Annotated in this window: 20 protein-coding genes and 2 tRNA genes; 12 read left to right on the forward strand and 10 right to left on the reverse strand. The window is 56.8% G+C overall.

Translation table 11 applies throughout. From position 1 onward, the window contains the following. Positions 1 to 59 precede the first annotated feature (59 nt). On the reverse strand, positions 60 to 1,493 hold the full coding sequence (locus ACR0BI_RS20615; RefSeq protein WP_480562861.1) for an NAD(P)-dependent oxidoreductase: 1,434 nt from the start codon (positions 1,491 to 1,493) through the stop codon (positions 60 to 62). Between the two features lie 228 nt (positions 1,494 to 1,721). On the opposite strand from ACR0BI_RS20615, the gene ACR0BI_RS20620 reads away from it, so the two are divergent. Next, positions 1,722 to 2,525, forward strand: coding sequence for an undecaprenyl-diphosphate phosphatase (locus ACR0BI_RS20620; RefSeq protein ID WP_170426255.1), 804 nt, complete (start codon positions 1,722 to 1,724; stop codon positions 2,523 to 2,525). Here ACR0BI_RS20620 and ACR0BI_RS20625 read toward each other — a convergent pair whose 3' ends face one another. After that, a complete protein-coding gene (locus ACR0BI_RS20625; protein ID WP_170515229.1) occupies positions 2,526 to 3,509 on the reverse strand; it encodes a complex I NDUFA9 subunit family protein in 984 nt (327 codons plus the stop codon). It abuts the gene before it with no gap. Between the two features lie 198 nt (positions 3,510 to 3,707). Between ACR0BI_RS20625 and ACR0BI_RS20630 the strand changes: the two genes are divergently transcribed. Beyond that, a tRNA-Leu gene (locus ACR0BI_RS20630) sits at positions 3,708 to 3,794 on the forward strand. A gap of 310 nt (positions 3,795 to 4,104) precedes the next feature. Beyond that, complete coding sequence (gene hmgA, locus ACR0BI_RS20635; protein ID WP_480562860.1) at positions 4,105 to 5,466, forward strand: homogentisate 1,2-dioxygenase; 1,362 nt, start codon at positions 4,105 to 4,107, stop codon at positions 5,464 to 5,466. Positions 5,467 to 5,554: 88 nt separating this feature from the next. On the opposite strand, the gene ACR0BI_RS20640 is transcribed toward hmgA, so the two are convergent. Further along, a tRNA-Arg gene (locus ACR0BI_RS20640) sits at positions 5,555 to 5,631 on the reverse strand. Positions 5,632 to 5,745: 114 nt separating this feature from the next. Between ACR0BI_RS20640 and ACR0BI_RS20645 the strand changes: the two genes are divergently transcribed. Both ACR0BI_RS20645 and ACR0BI_RS20650 read left to right on the forward strand, forming a co-directional pair. Further along, a complete protein-coding gene (locus ACR0BI_RS20645; RefSeq protein ID WP_170399205.1) occupies positions 5,746 to 6,771 on the forward strand; it encodes a LacI family DNA-binding transcriptional regulator in 1,026 nt (341 codons plus the stop codon). Positions 6,772 to 6,777: 6 nt separating this feature from the next. Continuing rightward, positions 6,778 to 7,992 (forward strand): winged helix-turn-helix domain-containing protein, encoded by a 1,215-nt coding sequence (locus tag ACR0BI_RS20650; RefSeq protein WP_480562859.1) that lies wholly within the window; start codon positions 6,778 to 6,780, stop codon positions 7,990 to 7,992. On the opposite strand, the gene ACR0BI_RS20655 is transcribed toward ACR0BI_RS20650, so the two are convergent. Next, entirely contained in the window at positions 7,985 to 8,950 is a 966-nt protein-coding gene (locus ACR0BI_RS20655; protein ID WP_480439470.1) for a helix-turn-helix transcriptional regulator, read from the reverse strand. The genes ACR0BI_RS20650 and ACR0BI_RS20655 overlap by 8 nt on opposite strands. Positions 8,951 to 9,062: 112 nt before the next feature. Then, complete coding sequence (hpaR, locus tag ACR0BI_RS20660) at positions 9,063 to 9,497, reverse strand: homoprotocatechuate degradation operon regulator HpaR (protein ID WP_170426263.1); 435 nt, start codon at positions 9,495 to 9,497, stop codon at positions 9,063 to 9,065. A gap of 127 nt (positions 9,498 to 9,624) precedes the next feature. On the opposite strand from hpaR, the gene ACR0BI_RS20665 reads away from it, so the two are divergent. Beyond that, positions 9,625 to 11,034, forward strand: coding sequence for a pyridoxal phosphate-dependent decarboxylase family protein (locus tag ACR0BI_RS20665; RefSeq protein ID WP_480562858.1), 1,410 nt, complete (start codon positions 9,625 to 9,627; stop codon positions 11,032 to 11,034). On the opposite strand, the gene ACR0BI_RS20670 is transcribed toward ACR0BI_RS20665, so the two are convergent. Continuing rightward, positions 11,031 to 12,173 (reverse strand): DUF3095 domain-containing protein, encoded by a 1,143-nt coding sequence (locus tag ACR0BI_RS20670; RefSeq protein WP_170627020.1) that lies wholly within the window; start codon positions 12,171 to 12,173, stop codon positions 11,031 to 11,033. The genes ACR0BI_RS20665 and ACR0BI_RS20670 overlap by 4 nt on opposite strands. 145 nt (positions 12,174 to 12,318) lie before the next feature. Between ACR0BI_RS20670 and ACR0BI_RS20675 the strand changes: the two genes are divergently transcribed. From ACR0BI_RS20675 to ACR0BI_RS20685, 3 genes are all read left to right on the forward strand, one after another. Continuing rightward, complete coding sequence (locus ACR0BI_RS20675) at positions 12,319 to 13,491, forward strand: MFS transporter (RefSeq protein ID WP_480562857.1); 1,173 nt, start codon at positions 12,319 to 12,321, stop codon at positions 13,489 to 13,491. A gap of 15 nt (positions 13,492 to 13,506) precedes the next feature. Beyond that, entirely contained in the window at positions 13,507 to 14,541 is a 1,035-nt protein-coding gene (locus ACR0BI_RS20680; protein ID WP_170648977.1) for a glycosyltransferase family 4 protein, read from the forward strand. A 113-nt stretch (positions 14,542 to 14,654) separates the two neighbouring features. Then, positions 14,655 to 15,677: an aspartate-semialdehyde dehydrogenase gene (locus ACR0BI_RS20685; RefSeq protein ID WP_170399241.1), complete on the forward strand. Its 1,023-nt coding sequence runs from the start codon at positions 14,655 to 14,657 to the stop codon at positions 15,675 to 15,677. A gap of 143 nt (positions 15,678 to 15,820) precedes the next feature. Here ACR0BI_RS20685 and ACR0BI_RS20690 read toward each other — a convergent pair whose 3' ends face one another. From ACR0BI_RS20690 to ACR0BI_RS20700, 3 genes are all read right to left on the reverse strand, one after another. Next, positions 15,821 to 16,513 carry a M48 family metalloprotease gene (locus ACR0BI_RS20690; protein WP_480444271.1) on the reverse strand — a complete coding sequence of 231 codons (693 nt, stop codon included), beginning with the start codon at positions 16,511 to 16,513 and terminating at the stop codon, positions 15,821 to 15,823. Between the two features lie 401 nt (positions 16,514 to 16,914). After that, complete coding sequence (locus ACR0BI_RS20695; protein ID WP_170408759.1) at positions 16,915 to 17,451, reverse strand: SRPBCC family protein; 537 nt, start codon at positions 17,449 to 17,451, stop codon at positions 16,915 to 16,917. Positions 17,452 to 17,537: 86 nt separating this feature from the next. After that, positions 17,538 to 18,017 (reverse strand): phosphoribosyl-AMP cyclohydrolase, encoded by a 480-nt coding sequence (locus ACR0BI_RS20700; RefSeq protein WP_170399250.1) that lies wholly within the window; start codon positions 18,015 to 18,017, stop codon positions 17,538 to 17,540. Between the two features lie 214 nt (positions 18,018 to 18,231). On the opposite strand from ACR0BI_RS20700, the gene ACR0BI_RS20705 reads away from it, so the two are divergent. The 3 genes from ACR0BI_RS20705 (at position 18,232) to ACR0BI_RS20715 (ending at position 20,801) form a co-directional block, all read left to right on the forward strand. Continuing rightward, positions 18,232 to 18,621 (forward strand): hypothetical protein, encoded by a 390-nt coding sequence (locus ACR0BI_RS20705; RefSeq protein ID WP_480562856.1) that lies wholly within the window; start codon positions 18,232 to 18,234, stop codon positions 18,619 to 18,621. 63 nt (positions 18,622 to 18,684) lie between these two features. Beyond that, the gene (locus ACR0BI_RS20710; RefSeq protein ID WP_480562871.1) at positions 18,685 to 20,067 is read left to right on the forward strand and encodes a leucyl aminopeptidase family protein; all 1,383 of its coding nucleotides are present in this window, start codon (positions 18,685 to 18,687) and stop codon (positions 20,065 to 20,067) included. Continuing rightward, positions 20,064 to 20,801 carry an NlpC/P60 family protein gene (locus ACR0BI_RS20715; protein ID WP_170408761.1) on the forward strand — a complete coding sequence of 246 codons (738 nt, stop codon included), beginning with the start codon at positions 20,064 to 20,066 and terminating at the stop codon, positions 20,799 to 20,801. Before ACR0BI_RS20710 ends, ACR0BI_RS20715 begins: the two co-directional genes overlap by 4 nt. Here ACR0BI_RS20715 and ACR0BI_RS20720 read toward each other — a convergent pair. Next, positions 20,798 to 21,148 (reverse strand): DUF2794 domain-containing protein, encoded by a 351-nt coding sequence (locus ACR0BI_RS20720; protein ID WP_480562855.1) that lies wholly within the window; start codon positions 21,146 to 21,148, stop codon positions 20,798 to 20,800. The genes ACR0BI_RS20715 and ACR0BI_RS20720 overlap by 4 nt on opposite strands. Positions 21,149 to 21,189 lie beyond the last annotated feature (41 nt).

Raw genomic sequence — 21,189 nt, forward strand, 5'->3', positions numbered from 1 at the left:
GGCGTTCGCTTTCGAACGCATACCCGCTGGGATTTTTCGAATTGCTTTTGCGTTTTGTTTCACTCGGCTGCGATGGCGGATTTGGCGTTAAAACGCTCAATTATGGCATCTGCGCAATCGCGCCCGTCACGGATCGCCCAGACCACCAGCGAAGCACCGCGCACGATGTCGCCGATGGCATAAACGCCCTCCATCTCGGTTGCACCGGTCTGGAACGCAGCTTTGATTGTACTCCAGCGGGTCACGGGTAGATCGGGTTGACCAAACAGCGTGGGCAGGTCTTCGGGTTCGAATCCAAGCGCCTTGATCACCAGATCGGCCTCTTCGACATAGTCTGCGCCCTCAATCACTTCGGGAGCCTGACGGCCCGAGGCATCGGGCTGGCCCAGACGCATCTTCTGCACCATGACACCGTTTACTTGCTCATCGCCGGTAAAGCCTTTGGGTGCGCTAAGCCATTCGAAGATCACGCCTTCTTCCTCGGCATTCTGGGTCTCGCGCTGCGAGCCTGGCATATTGGCGCGGTCGCGGCGATAGAGGCATTTGACCGACGTCGCACCCTGACGAATCGACGTGCGCACGCAATCCATCGCGGTATCACCCCCGCCGATGACGACCACTTTCTTACCTTCCGCGTTCAAGCGGCCATTGTCGAAGTCATCAACCGCATCGCCAAAACTTTTGCGATTCGAGGCTGTCAGAAAATCGATCGCCTTTTCAATCCCACCCAGACCGCTGCCGGGCATGGACAGATCACGGGATTTGTAGACGCCCGTTGCAATAATTACCGCATCATGTTTCGCGTGGATTTCCGCGAATTTCGCGGCGTCCACATCGCAGTTCAGCTCAAATGCAACACCACCATCTGCCAGCAGGTCATTTCGGCGTTGGACGATATCCTTTTCCAGCTTGAAACCGGGAATGCCGTACATCAGCAGCCCCCCCGCACGGTCATAACGATCATAGACCGTGACCTGAATACCCGCCCGGCGCAGCATATCCGCCGCTGCCAATCCACCGGGTCCACCGCCAATGATACCCACGCTTTCGTCGCGCTCGGCACGGGGCTGAACGGGTTTAACCCAGCCTTTATCCCAGGCTGTATCGGTAATGTATTTCTCGATCGAGCCGATGGTGACCGTACCGTGGCCCGATTGCTCGATCACGCAATTGCCTTCGCACAGACGGTCCTGTGGGCAGATGCGGCCGCAGATTTCAGGGAAAGTGTTGGTAGCCTGGCTTGTTTGATACGCCTCTTCCAACCGCCCGGTTGCCGTCAGGTTCAGCCAATCAGGGATATTGTTGTGCAGCGGACAATGGGACTGGCAATAGGGCACTCCGCACTGGCTGCATCGGCTGGCCTGTTCGGCCGCCTTCTCCGCGGCGTACTCGGCATAGATTTCATCGAAGTCCTCTTTGCGGTCACTGGCGGCACGCTTTTCAGGCATGACACGATCGATCTGCACAAATTTCAGCATCGGTTGCTTGGCCACGGGTCAGACTCCATGAATTGGCTTGGTCAGGGTTCTTTAAGTGATGTCATTCTAGATGAAAAGTCAATAGTACTGACCTATATTGAGAAAACTGCATCGCTCGATGTTTTTTCAGAGAAATTTGTCGTGTTTTTAGTTCCGATTCGGACCTATCTGAGCACTTCACTTTCCCGTTGCCCGCTTATACCCATTGTTCTCAACAAAACGAGCACGGTACCGGCAGAGCAGATGAGCCTTTTTCACTTGATTCTTGTGGCGATCATTCAGGGCGTCACCGAATTCTTGCCTGTATCTTCATCCGGGCACCTGATCCTGCTGCCCCGCCTGACTGGCGCGGTTGATCAAGGCCTGGCAATCGATGTCGCCGTCCATGTAGGAACACTTGGCGCGGTTATTCTTTATTTCTGGTCAGATGTGAAACAAGCCCTCGCCGGGATACCCCAAATTATCCGAGGACGAATTGAGACGCCTCAGGCGCGGTTGGCACTGGGCTTGGTCATCGCCACGATCCCGACAGTCATCGCGGGCGGGATCGTGTACCTGACGGGGCTTGAGCAGGCTCTGCGTTCAGTCGCCGTCATCGGATGGGCGATGCTTGGCTTCGGGTTAGTGCTGTATTGGATGGATCAAAAGGGGGTACAAACCAAACGTAGTTCGGACTGGGGCTTAAAGGACGCAATGATCATGGGGCTGTGGCAGATGTTGGCCTTGATCCCGGGGACTTCACGCTCGGGGATTACGATCACAGGCGCTCGTCAGCTTGGCTATACACGCGAAGATGGTGCGCGGATTGCCATGCTGATGTCGATACCTACGATCATCGCTTCGGGCGTCCTGCTTTCGGTCGACGTCATCCGTGAGGCGGATACACAGCTGGCCAAGGACGGCGCGATTGCCGCAGCCTTCGCCTTTGTTTCGGCTCTGCTCGCGCTTAACCTGATGATGCGGCTTCTGCGTAGCGTCAGTTTCACACCCTATGTGATCTACCGGGTCATCCTCGGAGCAATACTGCTAATGATCGCCTATAGCTAATCAGATGCGCAGGTTCTTGGCCGAGTTCTGAATATCGTCATACTGACCCGCGGGGCGGAATTTCCACAGATATTCTGGCAGAACCGACTCCAACGTTGCGGGCTCGATCCCGAGGTCCGAAAAACCTTTAGCGTCATCCGCCACCACATTATCGCGCCGCAGATTCTTAAGTTGGTCACGAGTCAGGATATTGTTCGGAAACAACTGAAAACTGACGAACTTCGCGATATCCAACACACCCGCCATGATTTTCGCCGCCCAGAAAGGCATCCCGATGATGATCCGGCGGCGATGAATTACGTCGAGCATCTGCTGCATCAAGGCGCGGAAACTCTTTACCTCTGGCCCGCCCAGTTCATAAACACCGGCAGACGCTTTGCCCAGAACGCCTTGAACTGCCGCTTGCGCAACATCATCGACATAGACAGGTTGAAATTTCGTTTCCGCCCCAACAAGCGGCAGGAACGGGCTCATCCGTGTCATTCCTGCGAAGCGGTTGAAAAACTGGTCTTCGGTGCCGAAAATGACTGATGGGCGCAGAATGACGGCACCCGGCATGTGTTGCAAAACGCCCGCCTCGCCCTGCGCTTTGGTGCGCGCATATTCGCTGTCGGATTCGGGATCCGCACCAATGGCCGAGATATGGACCATGCGGTCAATACCCTGAGCGGCCGCCAGCCGGGCGATCCGTTCGGCACCTTCGGCCTGCACTGCGTCGAACGCATTCTTGCCCAGCTCATTCAATACGCCGACGCAATTCACCACGGCGTCCACACCATGCATCGCTGCAGCAACCGAGGCGTCATCACGGATATTGCACAAGATAGGCTCGACCTGACCAACCGCGCCATAGGGTCTGACGAACATCGCTTCATTGGGCCGCCGCACAGCGACGCGGACACGCCAGCCTTCTGCAGCCATACGCCGCGCGATATATCGGCCGACAAAGCCCGATCCACCGTAAATCGTGACGAGTTTCGACATGATGGCGCTCCTGCTGTCTTGGTCTGAATTGATCTAGCGCCCACGAGCCCGTCGAACAAGGCGCAATAACGCCGCGCTTCTCTGAAAATCCGTCGCGTGAACCAGAAGTTGGGGCACGCATCAAAAAACTTTCAAAAACACCCCCGAATCTGGTTGACGCCCCCTGCCAGTCAGCTTAAACGCCCCTCCACGACACCTGCCCAGGTGGCGGAATTGGTAGACGCGCTAGCTTCAGGTGCTAGTGTCCGTATGGACGTGGAGGTTCGAGTCCTCTCCTGGGCACCAAATTTTCCATAAAATTTGAACCCCTGGCACTTCCGGTCACTTGACCGATGTACAATTAGACTGGTTTGGCCTGTCTGAGACAATTTCTTTGTTTGACCCCGAAAATTGTCCCGCAGGTACCGGAATTAACAATCTCTGTTGCACTACCTTTTGCCAGTCGAAGAAGGACATGGTGCAAGGCTATGGCAATTTCCTGCAAATCAAACTCATCTTTTTTGAAGATACCTTCCCGTCACGCTTGTTAGTTACAAAGTCAACTATTACCACACCGATTAAATTCGATCGTATCTGTCCGGAAGGAACGTGCAAAATGAATGAGCCGACCAAGAATGAACGCATGACAGTTGCCCCATCCTTGAAAGGGCCGCACGAAGGGTACATGCCGGGCTTTGGCAACGATTACGAAACCGAAGCGCTTCCTGATGCTCTGCCCCAGGGTATGAACAGCCCGCAGAAATGCAATTACGGCCTCTATGGTGAGCAGCTTTCAGGCACTGCGTTCACGGCACCCTCGCACCAGAACGAGCGCACCTGGTGCTATCGTATCCGCCCGTCAGTAAAGCATTCACATCGCTATGAAAAAATCGATGTTCCCTATTGGAAATCAGCGCCCAATGTCGATCCTGACGTTGTCAGCTTGGGACAGTACCGCTGGGATCCGGTGCCCCATACCGGTGAACAGACAACCTGGGTCACGGGCATGCGCACCATGACCACTGCCGGGGATGTGAACACTCAGGTCGGGATGGCCAGCCATATCTATATGGTGAACACTTCGATGCAGGATGATTACTTCTTCTCGGCTGACTCCGAGCTGCTGGTGGTGCCGCAAGAGGGCGTTCTGAGATTCTACACCGAATTAGGGATCATCGACCTTGAACCCAAGGAAATCGCTATCATTCCACGCGGCCTTGTCTACCGGGTCGAAGTTGTGGAAGGCCCTGCGCGTGGGTTCGTGTGCGAAAACTACGGACAGAAATTCGAACTGCCTGGCCGCGGCCCGATCGGCGCCAACTGCATGGCCAACCCGCGTGATTTCAAAGCCCCGGTAGCGGCGTTTGAGGACCGCGAGGTGCCCTCAACCGTGACCGTCAAATGGTGCGGCCAGTTTCACCAGACCAAGATCGGTCACAGCCCACTGGATGTAGTGGCGTGGCACGGCAACTATGCACCCGTTAAGTACGACCTGCGTACCTATTGCCCGGTCGGAGCCATCCTGTTCGATCATCCGGATCCGTCGATTTTCACCGTTCTAACCGCACCTTCAGGCCAGCCCGGCACCGCAAATATCGACTTTGTTCTGTTCCGCGAGCGCTGGATGGTCATGGAAGATACCTTCCGCCCGCCTTGGTACCACAAGAACATCATGTCCGAACTGATGGGCAATATTTACGGCCAATATGATGCGAAACCGCAGGGCTTTATTCCCGGCGGTATGAGCCTGCACAACATGATGCTGCCCCACGGCCCGGATCGCGAAGCCTTTGAAAAAGCATCGAATTCAAACCTGGGGCCAGACAAACTGGAGAACACCATGTCCTTCATGTTCGAAACCCGCTTTCCGCAGCATCTCACAGCGTTCGCCGCCAATGAGGCACCGCTGCAGGACGACTACATCGACTGTTGGAGCGACATCGAAAAGAAATTCGACGGCACACCCGGCAAGAAGTGACGAGGGTAAAATTCCTTCGTCACCCAAAGGGCAGAGAATTAGAACGCTTGGTCTGTAACGCATTTAATCGGGTACGTTCAGAAAAGCTTGGCGACCCCGGCAGGATTCGAACCTGCAACCTGCCCCTTAGGAGGGGGCTGCTCTATCCAGTTGAGCCACGGGGCCGCGCGTCGTTTTCTCTAGCGGGGTTTTTTCAGATTGTCATGGGCTTTGCACAACAGTTGAACAATTCGCCCTGTTCACGCTACCATCGGCCAAACAATCAATGCAGGTATCTCGGTGACAACAGAAACAAAACGCCCGCTTACCCTTCGTGATGTCTCGGAAGCGTCCGGAGTATCCGAAATGACCGTTAGCCGGGTGCTACGTAATCGCGGGGATGTGTCGGATGCCACCCGTACCCGTGTTTTGGCCGCCGCAAAAGAGCTGGGATATGTGCCCAACAAGATCGCGGGAGCATTGGCGTCAAGCCGGGTGAATCTGGTCGCTGTGATCATCCCGTCATTGTCAAATATGGTCTTCCCCGAAGTTTTAACCGGTATCAATCAGGTGCTGGAAGATACTGAACTGCAGCCGGTGGTTGGCGTCACGGACTATCTGCCAGAAAAAGAAGAAAAAGTGCTGTACGAGATGCTCTCGTGGCGGCCCTCAGGCGTGATCATTGCCGGACTGGAGCATACCGAAGCCGCGCGCGCTATGCTGGATTCAGCTGGCATACCGGTGGTCGAGATCATGGATACTGATGGCAAACCGGTGGATGCGATGGTGGGAATCTCTCACCGCCGCGCCGGGCGCGAAATGGCGCAGGCAATCCTGAAGGCGGGCTATGAGCATATCGGGTTTATGGGCACCAAGATGCCGTTGGACCACCGTGCCCGTAAACGGTTCGAAGGCTTCACCGAAGTATTGGGCAAGCACGGGATCGAGATCGAAGATCGCGAATTCTACTCGGGCGGGTCGGCGCTGGCCAAGGGGCGCGAGATGACACAAGCGATGCTTGAACGCTCGCCCGAGTTGGATTTTCTGTATTATTCCAACGATATGATCGGCGCAGGTGGGCTGCTGTATTTGCTGGATCAAGGGATTGATGTGCCCGGTCAGATCGGATTGGCCGGATTCAACAATGTGGAGCTGCTGCAGGGGCTACCACGCAAGCTGGCCACGATGGATGCCTGCCGGACCGAGATTGGGCGCACCGCGGCCGAGATCATTGCGGCGAAGCTGGCCGATCCGGATTCCGAGGTTGAAACCCGCGTTACCCTAACCCCAAAGATCAGCTACGGCGACACGCTGAAACGGCGATAACTCCCGATGGCGCAGCAACGTCTGGACAACCGCGCGGCGCGGGCGCTGTTCATGGATCGGCACGCGCTTTTGGAACAGCCTACTGGAAGTTCCAAAGGCGATGACTTGTTACAGCTGATCCATCGTTTAGGGTTTGTCCAGCTCGACAGTATCAACACCGTCGCCCGCGCGCATGACATGATCCTATATGCGCGTAAGCCCAGCTATCGTTCGCGCCACCTCAAACACCTCTATGAACGCGACCGCGCGCTGTTTGAGCATTGGACGCACGATGCGGCGGTGATCCCAATGGAATTCTATCGCCATTGGCATCTGCGGTTCCTGCGCGATGCCGACATGCTGAAAGCTCGTTGGAAGAACTGGCGGCGTGACGGGTTTGAGCAAAAGTTCGAAACCGTCCTGCAACATATCCGCGACCATGGTCCGGTTGGCTCGTCCGATGTGGGAAAAGGCGAGAAAAAGGGATCTGGCGGTTGGTGGGACTGGCATCCATCCAAGACCGCGCTGGAATATCTCTGGCGATCCGGCGCACTGACCGTGGTTGGACGCGATGGGTTTCAGAAACGCTATGACCTGACAGAGCGGGTTATAGAAACTCAACTTTGCCCCGGCAATTTGCACTGCGACGCAAATGAAACTGTGGATTGGTTGTGTAACGCCGCACTCGACCGGCTGGGGTTCGCCACATCTGGAGAGCTTGCCGCGTTCTGGGATACGGTAAGCGCTGCCGAGGCAAAATCCTGGTGCCAACAGGCTCTAACACAGGGTGAAATCGAAGAGATCTGCGTCGAATGCGCAGACGGGCGGGAACGAAAAGTGTTCGCCCGCCCCGGTCTATGTGAACACGCTACAGAGCTGCCCGATGCGCCGGGCCGGATCAGAGTTCTCAGCCCTTTTGACCCTATGTTGCGTGACCGGAACCGGGCCGAGCGGTTGTTCGGATTCCACTATCGGATCGAGGTGTTCGTCCCCGAACCCAAGCGTACCTACGGCTATTATGTCTTTCCGTTGATTGAGGGGCACCGGTTGATCGGACGCGTCGACATGAAGGCCCAGCGAGACCGTGGACTGTTGCAAGTCCGATCCGTATGGCCAGAACGGTCGGTGCGTTGGTCTGACGCAAGAACCCGCCGCCTGCAGGCCGAATTGGACCGGGTACGGCGATTTGCGGAACTGGACGGGGTGAAATTTGAAAAGGATTGGCTGAAAGATCCTAAATAGAACCCAATTTTTCGATCAGGAAACCTTGTTCCTCAATCAGTAGGCGCAGCTCGTTCAGCGAAACATGGGGCGCCCTGCCCGATGTATCCAGCTGCGCATTTGCCCGCCCATACAAAGCCTCGCGACTGGCCAATATGTTCTTGAGCTGTTCCATCGCCTTGGGATTTCCGGCCATCGGGCGTTCGTCGCCTTGGGCGCGCACGCGGTCCATATGCTCGGTCGGTGACGCGCGCAGCCAGATGGTGTGAAACCGGCCAAGCAGGGTAGCATAGGTCGAAGGCTCTGATACGATCCCGCCCGCGACTGCCAGCACGACCCGATCATGCTCTGCAATCACCCGATCCAGCGCCTGCGCTTCCAGATTGCGATACCCGTCTTGCCCGTAGAACGCCATCACTTCAGACATGGGCATGCCGGCCATCTCTTCAATCATGGCTGTGAGCTCAACAAACGGCAGTCTTTGTGCAGCGGCCAGCATAGCGCCAAGAGTTGACTTACCCGCTCCGCGTAATCCAATCAGACAAACCCGATGCGCACGTGCATCCTCATCTGGGTGAGGTTGCAATGCACGCCTGACGCTTTCTTTGACGTCGTCGCTGGCTTGTCGGAAAAGCTCAACTATCTGCAAAGCATCCGAATCCCACGGATCATCTTCACCAATCAACCATTCGGCTTTGTAATCCAGTGCCTGTGCGACACGGTGCAACACGCCGATCGAGATGTTGCCCTCACCCGCCTCAAGCTGCGCCAAATAGCGTGGGGAAACGCCCGAGTTCTCAGACAGGATCCGGCGCGGGATGCCTCGCATTTGACGCGCCCGGCGTACTCGCGCGCCCACTCGCTCGCTTAAATCCTGCTTTGCAATATGTGCAGGCGGTGCCGGTTCTGGCGGTTTGGGCCCATCCATCTGCATTGAACCGTTTGTTAAAGGTAAGGATGAGGCTACGACGCGAACCATCTACGGGCAACGAATATTACCTTCTCCGCCCACAATGCTTATAGTTTGGGGCCTTAAACGAGGTCTGAACGACGGCAAACAACTTGGTTAGAGCCTGTTCTGAGCATTGCGCTCAGCCTTCCAGCTGGTGAAGCTCTACCAGAAGGTCCAGCAACTTCTCGTGCTGCTCTGCCCCGAGCAAAGAGCGGGTGTGTTCCGCCAGCTCCAACATTTCCGCCAGATTTGCGTCGATAATTTGCAACCCGTTCTCGCTGATTTCGACAATCTGTCGGCGGCGGTCTTTGGTATCCGGCCGCCTCATAATCAGCTTGCTGTCTTCTAGCTTTTTCAGAATGCGCGTCAGGCTGGGCAACAAGAGGCAGGCGCGCTCGGCGATCTGAGTAGGCTCCTGAGGTCCTTCTTCCTGCAAAACGCGCAGAACGCGCCATTGTTGCTCGGTGACGCCAGCATCCGTTAGCACACCACGAATAGGCCCCATCACCCTTTCCCGAGCGCGCAACAGCGCTATCGGCAATGATCGGGACGTCTGTGGTAAGTTTCTTGACATATGGAATTTTCGCGCAATTCCAAATATTTCGCAATAGAACGTTGGTTGTGGTTGAGTTTCGTTTACTGGGCTTTACTTAACTTGTTTAGCATATGATACTGACAAAAAGGCTACCGAGGCGGATAAGATGAAATGGAATGAATTCTCCGATTGGGGCAAGAAGGTTGCCGAGTGGACGCAAGACTATCACCTGACGGTGGGCGACAAGCCCGTGCGCGCCTGGACCGAGCCGGGCGATATCCTGAACGCTCTGCCCGCGCATCCCCCTGAGCAGGGCGAGCCGATCGAGGACATCTTTCATGATTTCGAACAAATCGTGATGCCCGGCATTACCCATTGGCAACACCCTCGGTTCTTCGCCTACTTCAATTCGAACGCCTCGGCCCCGTCTGTTCTGGCCGAGTTCCTGGCCAGCGCCATCGCGCCGCAATGTATGCTGTGGCAGACCTCGCCCGCCGCAACCGAGATGGAAACACGAATGATGGACTGGCTGCGCGAAGCGCTGGACCTGCCCAAAGGGTTTGCCGGGGTTATTCAGGATTCGGCGTCATCTGCGACATTGGCGGCTGTGCTGACCATGCGCGAGAAGGCGATGAACTGGCAGGGCAACACGCTGGGGCTGTTCGGTCAAAAGCCACTGCGCATTTATTGCTCTTCCGAGGTTCATACCTCAATCGACCGCGCCATCTGGGTTGCGGGGATTGGACAGGACAATCTGGTGCGCATCCCCGTGCAAGGTGATTGGCGTGGAATGAACCCCGATGCGCTTGAAGCAGCGATTCAATTAGATTTAGAGTCTGGTTTCCACCCGGCGGGCGTGATCCTTTGTGTTGGAGGGACCGGAACCGGGGCAACTGATCCAGTGGATCACTGCCTGGCGATCGCACAGAAATACGGCCTTTATACCCATGTCGATGCAGCCTGGGCGGGGTCGGCGATGATCTGCCCCGAATATCGTCACTACTGGCCGGGGATCGATCAGGCCGACAGCATTGTATTCAATCCCCATAAGTGGCTGGGCGTGCAATTCGATTGCTGTGCGCATTTCCTGAAAAACCCCGATGATCTGGTCCGCACGCTTGCGATCAGCCCGGAATATCTGAAAACCCACGGCAAGGACGGGATCATCAATTACTCGGAATGGTCGGTGCCATTGGGACGTCGGTTCCGCGCGCTGAAACTGTGGTTCGTCATCCGCACCTATGGGCTGGAGGGGTTGCGCGAACGGCTGCGGAATCACGTCAATTGGTCGCGCGCACTGCATGATCGTCTAGCAGCAGAACCGGATTTTCGGATCGTGACGCCTCCAATGTGGTCTCTTTGGACCTTCCGATACGAGCCGGATGGGGCCGACGATCTGGATGATCTGAACCTGCGGCTGGTGAATGCAATCAATGATGATGGGCGGATCTACCTGACACAGACCCGCGTGGATGGCGATCTGGTCATCCGCTTTCAGGCCGGTCAGTTTGAAACCACAGAACAGGACGTGATGATGGCCTATGACGTGATCACTGAAATCGCTCGAGGGCTTTAGGCCCTCATTGACGCTGCAGCCTGCGCGTATCCCCCCGAGGCCCCGTCAACAAAATGCACATGGTCGTCGCGCATGGCCGAGGGAACAAAGCAGGTCATCATCGCCTCTTGCTGGGCGTGCATTCCATATCTGATTTTGCCTTTTGTTTGCGCGTCGTCCAGCATCTGAGTGAGCTGTTCCAACGTGCTCGAGTCACAATCCAGCGTCATTTTCAGACCGTCATCAAACTTTCGGAAATCAGCGTTGCGACTGACCATCTCTTTGTAATGCTTGGGTTCGAATTGACCCAGGCGCATCCCGGTTTTGAACAACAAGCCGATCAACATATTCCCGATCATCAAGCGTGTTTTCTGCATCAGAAGATTCCGACCTGCGCGTGAGACATGGGCGTCGATATCGACGCCGGGCGGAGGGAAACTCATCGGAGGTCCTTTGGCCGGAACCGGGTGACCGGCGCGTTCTAGCCCTTCGGCGACGGACAGGATGGATTGGGTCAGGGCGGCGAATTCAGCCTCATTAGACTCTGATGTAGGCTGAATAACCAGTGAAACGATCTGACCAACCCTCGCTGGACTGTTGGACCAACGACAAGATAGGCCGGTCAGATCGGGCTGCGCGTCAGGTCCGGCTGGTTGCACAACACGTTGCCCGGATTTCATCTGAGCCTCGGCCCAGGCCAGTCCCCCGCCGGTAAACATCGCATAGTCAACGCCGGTGGAAGGCGCAAAGCGAGCAACACGCAGATCACGTCCAGCGGCGCGGATGTCGGCCACCGAAACCAGCGCCGCGCGCAGAGTGATGGCGAATTCCGTTTCGGCCCAGCTTTGCAATGTTGCCAGCGTATCCCGCGCGATCTCGGCATCCTCACCCGATACGGCGAATCCAGCACCATCACCACCGAAGACATACGGAAATATGCGCCCACCCAGCGCATTGATCATGCCTGAAATCACGGCCGCCCCCACCATGTTGACGGTCTTGTACCGGCCCCGCGCGATTTCACCGGTCGAATCTACGATATCGGCGACGCCCAGAACCCATGTCTCTGGCAAAGGTGTGAACTGCGCGGGGTCACTGAGGCTGAGGAAATTGTCCGAAATGGGGACGGAGTCATAAAATACAGAGTCTGAGAGGGTCATAACACACTCGGGAAATCCAAAATCTGCCGTGATGATAGCTCAATTGTGAAGAATGTCCGCCCCAATCGATTCAATCATGGCACTTGTGCCGATCAACGCGGCGTGCAAAGCATCGGGGCGGGGCAGCTAGACAATAGGTCAAGAAATGCAGGCAGGTTTGGTGATCTTGTGTCTGGCCTATGTACTCAGCCAGTTTTTCCGCGCTTTTCTGGCAGTTTTGACTACCGATCTGGGACGCGATATCGGCGCAACACCCGAAGACCTCGCCTTTGCTTCAGGTCTTTGGTTTCTAATCTTTGCGGCGATGCAGATTCCGGTGGGCTGGGCACTGGACCGCGTCGGTCCTCGGCGCAGTTCTGCGGTGCTGCTACTGATCGGCGGGGCTGGCGGGGCTGGCCTGTTCGCGGTCGCAACGACCCCGTTCCATGTGGCGCTCGCCATGGCGCTGATCGGGGTAGGATGCTCGCCGGTTCTGATGGCATCCTACTACATCTTCGCACGAGAGTTTCCACCCGCCAAATTTGCCACGCTCGCCGCGGTGATGCTGGGTGTGGGATCTGTCGGCAATCTGGTCGCCTCATACCCCACGGCGCTGGCGGTCGAGCTGATGGGCTGGCGCGCGACGCTGGCCGGTCTGGCGATTATCTCTGCTGCGGTGGCTGCGGGGATCTGGCTGACGGTGCATGACCCTGAAAAGGTAAAAACCGAGCAAAAAGGATCACTTCTAGACCTGCTGAAAGAACCTGCGCTGTGGACCATTCTGCCGCTCATGCTTGTGTCTTATGCGCCATCGGGTGCGATCCGAGGGCTTTGGGCCGGGCCGTATTTGAATGACGTGTTCGGGCTCAGCACCGCTCAGATCGGGACGGCAACGTTGATCATGGGGGCCGCGATGATCGCAGGAACCTTCGCCTATGGGCCGCTGGACCGTATCCTGGGCACCCGGAAATGGGTGATCCTGGGCGGTAATACCTTGGGAGTCGCAGCACTGGGCCTGCTGTGCCTGTGGATTGACAGCGGCGTTTGGGTCTCGGTGCTGCTGTTGGCAGTGATCGGCTTTCTGGGCGCCAGTTTTCCGGTGATCATGGCCCATGGCCGGGCCTTCGTGCCGCCGCATCTGGTCGGGCGGGGCGTTACCCTGCTGAACCTTTTTGGCGTTGGCGGCGTTGGTCTGGCGCAATTTGCCACCGGGCGCATCCATGCGGCCAGCGCCGGGATCAGCCCCTCAGCACCTTATACGGCGATCTTCGGCTTTTTCGCGGTCACCCTTGCCATTGGCTGCGTGATCTATCTATTCAGTCGGGACAGCGTGGACTGAAACCGGAGACCGCCCGTGCAGGACATTGAGGTGATTGCACCCAATCTGAAGCATTCCCTGTCGGGCGTGACAACGACGGTGATCCGACTGCTGCCAATCCAGCAGAAAATGATCGGCATCCGTGCCACCGGTCCCGGCCTGCCGCCAGATTTGCCCCATATCAGACTCTGGAAACTGTTGTTTCTACCCAATCGCAAACGGGTTTGGCATGCGCGCCGGAATACCGAGATGTTGATGGGTCTGTTTCTGCGCACTGTGCTTCGGCGCAACTACAAACTGCTATTTACCTCAGCCGCGCAACGTGATCATTCCGGGTTCACCAAGCGGCTGATTTCGAAAATGGACGCGTTGATCGCGACGACGCCTCAGGCCGCTTCCTTTCTGGAGCATCCCGCTACTGTCATCATGCATGGCGTCAACACCGAGCTGTTTCACCCAGCCGAGGACAAAAGCGCCCTGCGCCAAAAACTTGGCCTGCCAGACGGGCTGCTGATCGGGTGTTTTGGCCGTATCCGCCCTCAGAAAGGGGTCGACTTGCTGGTCGATGCCGCCCTGAAGATGCTGCCTAATCACCCCGATGCGCATGTGATCTTTACCGGGCGTACCACCAACGAATTTGAGGCGTTTCAGGCTGAGCAGGAGCAAAAGCTGCAGGACGCCGGGCTGGGCGACCGCGTTCATTTTCTGGGTGAGCGCCCTTGGGATGAGATTGTCGAGACCTATTGCGCGCTCGATCTGTTCGTTGCGCCCGCACGGCACGAAGGGTTCGGCCTTACACCGCTTGAAGCGATGGCCTCGGGCGTGCCCGCCATAGCCAGTCACGGGGTCGGAGCGTTCAGTGCGCAAATCAAGGATGGTGAGACCGGAAGACTGGTCGAGAAAGACAATGCCCCTGCACTGGCCGACGCGCTGGAGGATATGGTGCAGGACCGCGCCGCGCTGGCCGCTGCGGGACTAGCCGCGCGCGCCCATGTCGAGCAGAATTTTCGAATCGAAGGCGAAGCGCAGGCGATTGTCGAGGTTTATCGATCCTTGCTGAAACAACCCTGAACGGTACTGAACTGTGTCAAATCGGTGTGACGGGGTGAAATAAGCCGAAACGCCTCTTTTTTCTTTGCCGCAACGCGGCTATGAACGCGCGTCCTTAACTTTGGAGACATGAAATGGGCTATCGCGTCGTAGTCGTCGGCGCCACGGGTAACGTGGGCCGCGAAATGCTGAACATCCTGGCGGAACGCCAGTTCCCTGTCGATGAACTTGCTGCTCTGGCAAGCCGTCGTTCGCTGGGTACTGAGGTGACATTTGGCGACAAGACGCTCACTACCAAAGATCTGGACACATTCGATTTCACTGGTTGGGACATGGCGCTATTTGCTGTGGGTTCCGAGGCCACAAAGGTTTACGCCCCTAAGGCGGCAGCGGCTGGCTGCGTGGTGATCGATAACAGCTCGCTCTATCGCTATGACCCGGACATTCCGCTGATCGTGCCGGAATGTAACCCCGAGGCGATCCACGACTATAAAAACAAAAACATCATCGCCAACCCCAACTGCTCGACCGCGCAGATGGTCGTCGCGCTGAAGCCTCTGCATGACCGTGCCAAGATCAAGCGCGTGGTTGTGTCGACCTATCAGTCGGTGTCGGGCGCCGGTAAGGAAGGCATGGATGAGCTTTGGGATCAGACCAAGGCCATCTATAATCCCACGACCGAGGTTGAACCGAAGAAATTCCAGAAGCAGATTGCCTTCAACGTCATTCCGCAGATCGACGTCTTCATGGAAGACGGCTCGACCAAGGAGGAGTGGAAGATGGTTGTCGAGACCAAAAAGATCGTCGATCCGTCGATCAAGGTCACCGCAACCTGCGTTCGCGTTCCGGTATTCGTTGGCCACTCCGAGGCCGTGAACATCGAGTTCGAAGAGTTCCTCGACGAAGACGAAGCCCGCGACATCCTGCGCGAAGCACCGGGCATCATGGTGATCGACAAGCGCGAAGCCGGTGGCTACGTCTCGCCCATCGAATGCGCGGGCGACTTCGCCACCTTCATCAGCCGTATCCGTCAGGACTCGACCATCGAGAACGGCCTGAACCTGTGGTGCGTATCCGACAACCTGCGCAAAGGCGCGGCGTTGAACGCTGTTCAAATTGCAGAATTGCTGGGCCGTGAAGTTCTGAAGAAGGGGTAACCTTCGCCAGTTGGTTATGACTCTATTAAACCCCGCTGCACCGCCAGTGGGGTTTATTATTTTGTGGACGGGCAGAGATGGCAATATTGCGGGGCAAAGCCGCCCTGTGCATGCGTTGCCATTGCCTATCCAGCACCAGTTGGTCAGCCGCCGATCTGGGACATTGTCGCTTTTACCGCATGGTATCTTTGAGAGTTTGGGGGATGCGTCCCCAGAAAGCGATCACCAGGATCAGGAACTCGTGCGAAGTACAGCGCACCCTTGAGTGGATCATAACCCGCTTTGTAGGCTATTACAGTGCCTAGTCGATCAGCTTCCAATTCAAAGTTCTTTGAATAGCTGCGGCCGCCAACAAAGGCTCCAATGTCTTGTGCTGCGGCAATGTCATTCGGCCCCGACCCCGCAATTGTTGCTAGACCGGCCAGAAGCACCGCACCAGCCGCCGCATTTTGGGCCTGTCGCGCCAAATGCCCTTGAATGTGGTGAGCGGCCTCATGCGCCATAACAAATGCAAGTTCGTCAGTGTTGTTTACATTCCGTATCAGCGCTTGAGTCATTGTGATAACGGGGCGCCCCGACTTGCTTAAACTCTGATACGCGTTTGAGGGTGCTTTTTTGTCTGGATCAATGCGGATCAAAAAATCACAATTCACATTCTTAGTGCGGCGGCGGCATTCTCGTTCTGCCACAGGTTCTATTCGTGAGGCGACCTGACGGAACCTTATTTGTGCCTGTTGTGAACTGACGGGCGCGCTCGCGCGACCGGGGTTTGGAATAGGTGCTGATGGAGGAGTGGTGGTTGAAGCGCATCCCGCTAATGCCAAAACAGCTAACATCAATACCGTTCGCCTCATAAACACACCTTTCCAAATGTTCAGAGCATCAAAATCGAATCTGTGGCTTTCGAGAAACCAACTTGCACATTCGAACCTACGGTCTTCACGATTTGATATTCAATAACAGACGGGTTGTCGGTGGTCGCCCCGATTAAGCTGTCGTCAAAATGGTAGGCACTACAAATGGCATTGAAGCGAAGGACCAACCGATCCACGCCCCGTTCTGTATGGGCTTGAACCGAGTTGAACACCGCATCAGCGGAGGCGATTTGCGCTGCACGATGGCTTGATCCCAGCCTCCTGCGCGGCAAAGGGACTGCTATGAGCGCACGTACAGTTCAACAATCGTTTCTGGTATGGCCTCAAAGCAGTCATCAGAGAGATGCCTCCTGCCTGATCCTTCACCCCTGTCCCTCAACCAGCGTCTTCAAATTCTCCAACCCGCGCTCGTAATCTCCGCCGACCCAATTGTCCATCATTAGGCCCATCCAGCGGGACATGGGGTTCATACCAAGGTCGGATACGAATCCCCAGGTAACCTGTGTGCCTGATCCTTCTGGCCGCAACTGGAACGAGGCGGTGGCTGTCCCCATCGGGCCAAAATCCAGTGCGGTTTGCACGGACTGATCCGGGGTGCTCTCGGTGATTTCCTGCGAACCGGTTCCCACCTGCGGGTTGTCCGAGGCCCAGTTCAGCGTGTTTCCGACACCCGCTTCCGGGCCACTATAGCTCAGCTTGGTTTCGGGGTCTCGGGACAGCCAGGGGGACCATTTCTCGGTCTCCTGCATCGAATTCACATAGGGAAAGATCGCCGAGGCTGGTGCGTCGATCGTGATGCTGCGGGACACCTCGGCCTGACCAGGCAAAAGATATGATACTCCGACAAGCGCCAGAATGATCACCAGTAGGGTGACGAGAATACGTTTAATCAATTTCATGAGCTCGATCCGATTCTGACAACATCATCGGAAACATATCAAAAAATCGACGTAATTTCAGAGGTCCGATCGTATGACCCGCAGGATCAGGCCGGTGGCTGGTAAGGCAGCGACGAATGGTGCAGCACGATGCGAAGCACTCCGTCAGCGTCTTTTTTGTAGCCGAAGCTTTTGTCGACTTGCGTGATGTTACCTTGGCTATCCGTCAGAATGACCTTGCCCATCCACATGGCGACATCGCCTTCGACGAAGCTGGCCGATGTCTCACTTGCCATTTCGCGCCAACCCTTGATTCCGAAACCGCCATCAAGCGGAAATTCGGCATCGTGACCGACAAAATAGGCCAGTGCACCGTGGCGAGTCGGGCGAAAGGTTTGATCTCCGGATGCCATAGTTGGTTTGAACAGGACCGGACCCAGATTATAGCCGTATGCCGCATCTAGAACACCCTCAGCAACGGAACGGGCCGCATCGATCCCACCGTCTTCAAAAGCTTTGGAGATCGCAATCAACCCATCGCCCCAGGCGGTACGGGCAGCGGCCAGCTCGTCAGTGGTAATCGGCATGATCCTGTCCTTCTCTGTCCGGTTTCTATGGTACTGGCAGCAAGTGAGCGTCAACGCAAGAGGTGTGACCTGACTCTCGCCCGGTTTTGCCCACAGAACCGCGTGGAAGCCTGAATTCTCAGAAAATTCGACCCATTCTTTTGAACCGGTGCAAGGTTTTGCAAAGTATTTTGCCGCCAATCTCTGACAGTGCCGTGGGGGCACTTCAATTGGGGTGAATGTGGTGGACAAGATTATCACACTGGAACAGAAAGAACCCGTGCGTCTGGACCCGGACCGCCTGAGCAGCCTGTACAATCAGCTCGGCGACACCAACGCGATGGACGTGCTGTGCCGCACGGTTGAAGAACTGGCGTTGCGGCTGTCGAATTGTGAACGGTTTTGGTGGCAACGCGATTGGGCCGGGCTGCGCAAATGCGCAAAATCTCTCGTGGCCATATCCGAGCAAATCGGCATGACAGCACTGGCACGTGTGGCAGGCGATGTAGCCTGTACTGTCGACGCTGGCGATGCTGTGGCGACAGGGGCGACTCTGAGCCGCCTAATCCGGGTGGGTGAGCGATCGCTGACCGCCGTCTGGGACCAGCAAGATCTATCCGTCTGAGGGGGGTTGCGAGTGCGCCGCAGACAGATAGTCTGGGCGAAAATCCAACCAGCCGAGACACGCATGACCCTGTCCTTCGCCCCTGCCTCCGACCCATCGCTGCCACTACATGTGTTAGAGCAATCAGATTTTGAAAGCTGGCTGACCGATCAGCCGGATCATATCCGAGCTTGGGTTGCGGCCGATGGGTTTTCCGGAGCTCTGGGTCAAACACTTCTGGTGCCCGGCACAGATGGTAATCCGCAGTTTGCCTTGGCGGGATATGGCAGCGCGGCAAAACGGGTACGCAAGCGGTTTCCGCTAGCCGCTGCGACAGAATCGCTGCCCAAGGGCACCTATCATATCGCCACGGGCGTTCCCGCAGATGTGCTTGAGGCCGAATGCCTGGGCTGGCTGATGACGGGATATGCCTTTGATCGCTATGCGGCGCAAAGCCCGGCTAACGCCACGCTGATCGCGCCCGAGGGCGTAGATGCCCGGCGGATCGAAATCATGGCCAATGCCGAGGCATTGACACGGGATCTGGTCAACACACCCACTTCGGACATGGGCCCGGCGCAATTACAACACGCGGTTGAGGCACTGGCACGGGAACACGGCGCAGACATCTCGGTCATCACAGGCGATGCGTTGCTGGAACAGAATTTTCCGATGATCCACGCGGTCGGGCGTGCTGCCGAACAGGCCCCGCGTCTGATCGAGATGAACTGGGGTGACCACGGGCCAAAACTAACATTAGTTGGGAAAGGGGTCTGTTTCGATACCGGCGGCCTGAATCTGAAACCCGGAGCGTCGATGGGGTTGATGAAAAAAGATATGGGCGGAGCGGCCAATGTGCTGGGTCTGGCCCGTATGATCATGGCGCTGGATCTGAAGGTGCAATTACGGGTCCTGATCCCGGCGGTCGAAAACGCAGTAGCGGGCAATGCTTTCCGCCCCGGCGACATCCTGACGGCGCGCAATGGGCTAACGGTTGAGATAAACAACACTGATGCCGAGGGTCGGTTGGTGCTGGCCGATGCCCTTGCTCTGGCGCATGAAGGGGCACCAAACCTGCTCATCTCGATGGCCACTTTGACTGGCGCGGCCCGGGTTGCATTGGGCGCTGATTTGGCCCCGTTTTATACCGATGACGACAAAGCCGCGGACGTGCTGGCGCGTGCTGGCCGGGCTGCCGCTGATCCGGTCTGGCGTATGCCTTTTCATGACCCCTATGAAGCGATGATCGAACCCGGCATCGCTAACCTCGACAATGCGCCTTCTGGTGGATTTGCAGGCTCTATCACCGCGGCACTGTTCCTGCGCCGGTTCGCTGCCGAAAGTCGCTATATGCATTTTGACATCTATTCGTGGCAACGCAGTAAGGAACCCGGTCGCAGCAAGGGTGGTTTGGGCCAAGGCCCGCGTGCCCTCCTGGGGGCTTTGCCAGAGATCCTTGGCCTATGACTCAGGCGCGCATCATTCAACCGGTCATAGACCTGCTACGCCACCCTGACGGTCCGCGCGACCGGCAATTGTTGTTCGGCGACACGGTCACTGTTTTGGACGACCAAAACGGCTGGAGCAAGATCTCAGCCAGCAAGGACGGCTATACCGGATGGGTGGCGACGGACCATCTGGGACCAATTGAGCCACAGACTCACTGGATCGTCGCCGCTTCGACCCATGCCTATGAGAAGCCCGATATAAAAAGCCGCGATCTGACCTCGCTGAGCTTTGGCAGTAAAATCAGGGCTCTGTCTGAGGAGGGCGGGTTTCTGGAAACGCCAATCGGGTTCATTCCGGGGGTGCATGCCGTGCCCGCCTATTCCCTGCTGACCGATCCCGTTTCCGCGGCCGAACTTTTTCTCGGCACCCCTTATCTTTGGGGTGGTAACAGTCGATTCGGGCTGGATTGCTCGGGCCTCGTACAGCTCGCACTGCTCGCCTGCGGCGTTCCTTGTCCCGGAGACAGCGGCGATCAGGAACGCGAAGTTGGTGGATCGGTGCCCGAGGGCGATCCCGCACGGCGCGGAGACTTGCTGTTCTGGAAAGGCCATGTTGCCTGGGTTGCCGCCGAAAACCTTCTACTTCACGCCAACGCCTATCACATGGCTGTCGCGCTCGAACCGATGGATCAGGCGATTGCCCGGATCGCTGCCCAGGGTGACGGGCCGGTTACAGCGCACAAAAGGCTCTAATCCAGGTCAACCGCACGGATAAGCTTGCGTTCCAGAACCCTCAGAACCGCGCGCAGATCGTGCCCGCGCTTCAAAATACGCCCATCCATGCCGACCACGGAATACATGCCCTGACGTAGCCGCAAGCGCGGGTGCTTCTCGACCCTGTAGATGGGATGTTCCGCCGTGCGCCGAAAAATCGAAAATACCGCCATATCCCGCAGGTTCGAGATTCCGTAGTCGCGCCATTCACCGGCAGCGACCATTCGGCCATAAACAAACAGGATTTGAGACATCTCGCGCCGGTCAAACGCGACCGGCATCTGGGCAGAGCCGGACCCGAACCGGCTGGGAGGCTGCATGTTCATATGACAAGCCTTGCCGGAAATCGCCGTCGAATCAAGCCCAC

The sequence above is a fragment of the Ruegeria sp. E5 genome, from assembly GCF_056534105.1.

Bases quoted from the DNA above. Each gene is read 5' to 3' on its own strand.
- ACR0BI_RS20655 (WP_480439470.1), bottom strand. From the start codon at position 8,950: ATGGTTCGCGTCGTAGCCTCATCCTTACCTTTAACAAACGGTTCAATG.
- ACR0BI_RS20700 (WP_170399250.1), bottom strand. From the start codon at position 18,017: ATGCCGATTACCACTGACGAGCTGGCCGCTGCCCGTACCGCCTGGGGC.
- ACR0BI_RS20715 (WP_170408761.1), top strand. From the start codon at position 20,064: ATGACTCAGGCGCGCATCATTCAACCGGTCATAGACCTGCTACGCCAC.
- ACR0BI_RS20720 (WP_480562855.1), bottom strand. From the start codon at position 21,148: ATGAACATGCAGCCTCCCAGCCGGTTCGGGTCCGGCTCTGCCCAGATG.
- ACR0BI_RS20675 (WP_480562857.1), top strand. From the start codon at position 12,319: ATGCAGGCAGGTTTGGTGATCTTGTGTCTGGCCTATGTACTCAGCCAG.
- ACR0BI_RS20695 (WP_170408759.1), bottom strand. From the start codon at position 17,451: ATGAAATTGATTAAACGTATTCTCGTCACCCTACTGGTGATCATTCTG.
- ACR0BI_RS20685 (WP_170399241.1), top strand. From the start codon at position 14,655: ATGGGCTATCGCGTCGTAGTCGTCGGCGCCACGGGTAACGTGGGCCGC.
- ACR0BI_RS20620 (WP_170426255.1), top strand. From the start codon at position 1,722: ATGAGCCTTTTTCACTTGATTCTTGTGGCGATCATTCAGGGCGTCACC.
- ACR0BI_RS20650 (WP_480562859.1), top strand. From the start codon at position 6,778: ATGGCGCAGCAACGTCTGGACAACCGCGCGGCGCGGGCGCTGTTCATG.
- ACR0BI_RS20710 (WP_480562871.1), top strand. From the start codon at position 18,685: ATGACCCTGTCCTTCGCCCCTGCCTCCGACCCATCGCTGCCACTACAT.
- hpaR (WP_170426263.1), bottom strand. From the start codon at position 9,497: ATGTCAAGAAACTTACCACAGACGTCCCGATCATTGCCGATAGCGCTG.
- ACR0BI_RS20690 (WP_480444271.1), bottom strand. From the start codon at position 16,513: ATGTTAGCTGTTTTGGCATTAGCGGGATGCGCTTCAACCACCACTCCT.
- hmgA (WP_480562860.1), top strand. From the start codon at position 4,105: ATGAATGAGCCGACCAAGAATGAACGCATGACAGTTGCCCCATCCTTG.
- ACR0BI_RS20670 (WP_170627020.1), bottom strand. From the start codon at position 12,173: ATGACCCTCTCAGACTCTGTATTTTATGACTCCGTCCCCATTTCGGAC.
- ACR0BI_RS20665 (WP_480562858.1), top strand. From the start codon at position 9,625: ATGAAATGGAATGAATTCTCCGATTGGGGCAAGAAGGTTGCCGAGTGG.
- ACR0BI_RS20625 (WP_170515229.1), bottom strand. From the start codon at position 3,509: ATGTCGAAACTCGTCACGATTTACGGTGGATCGGGCTTTGTCGGCCGA.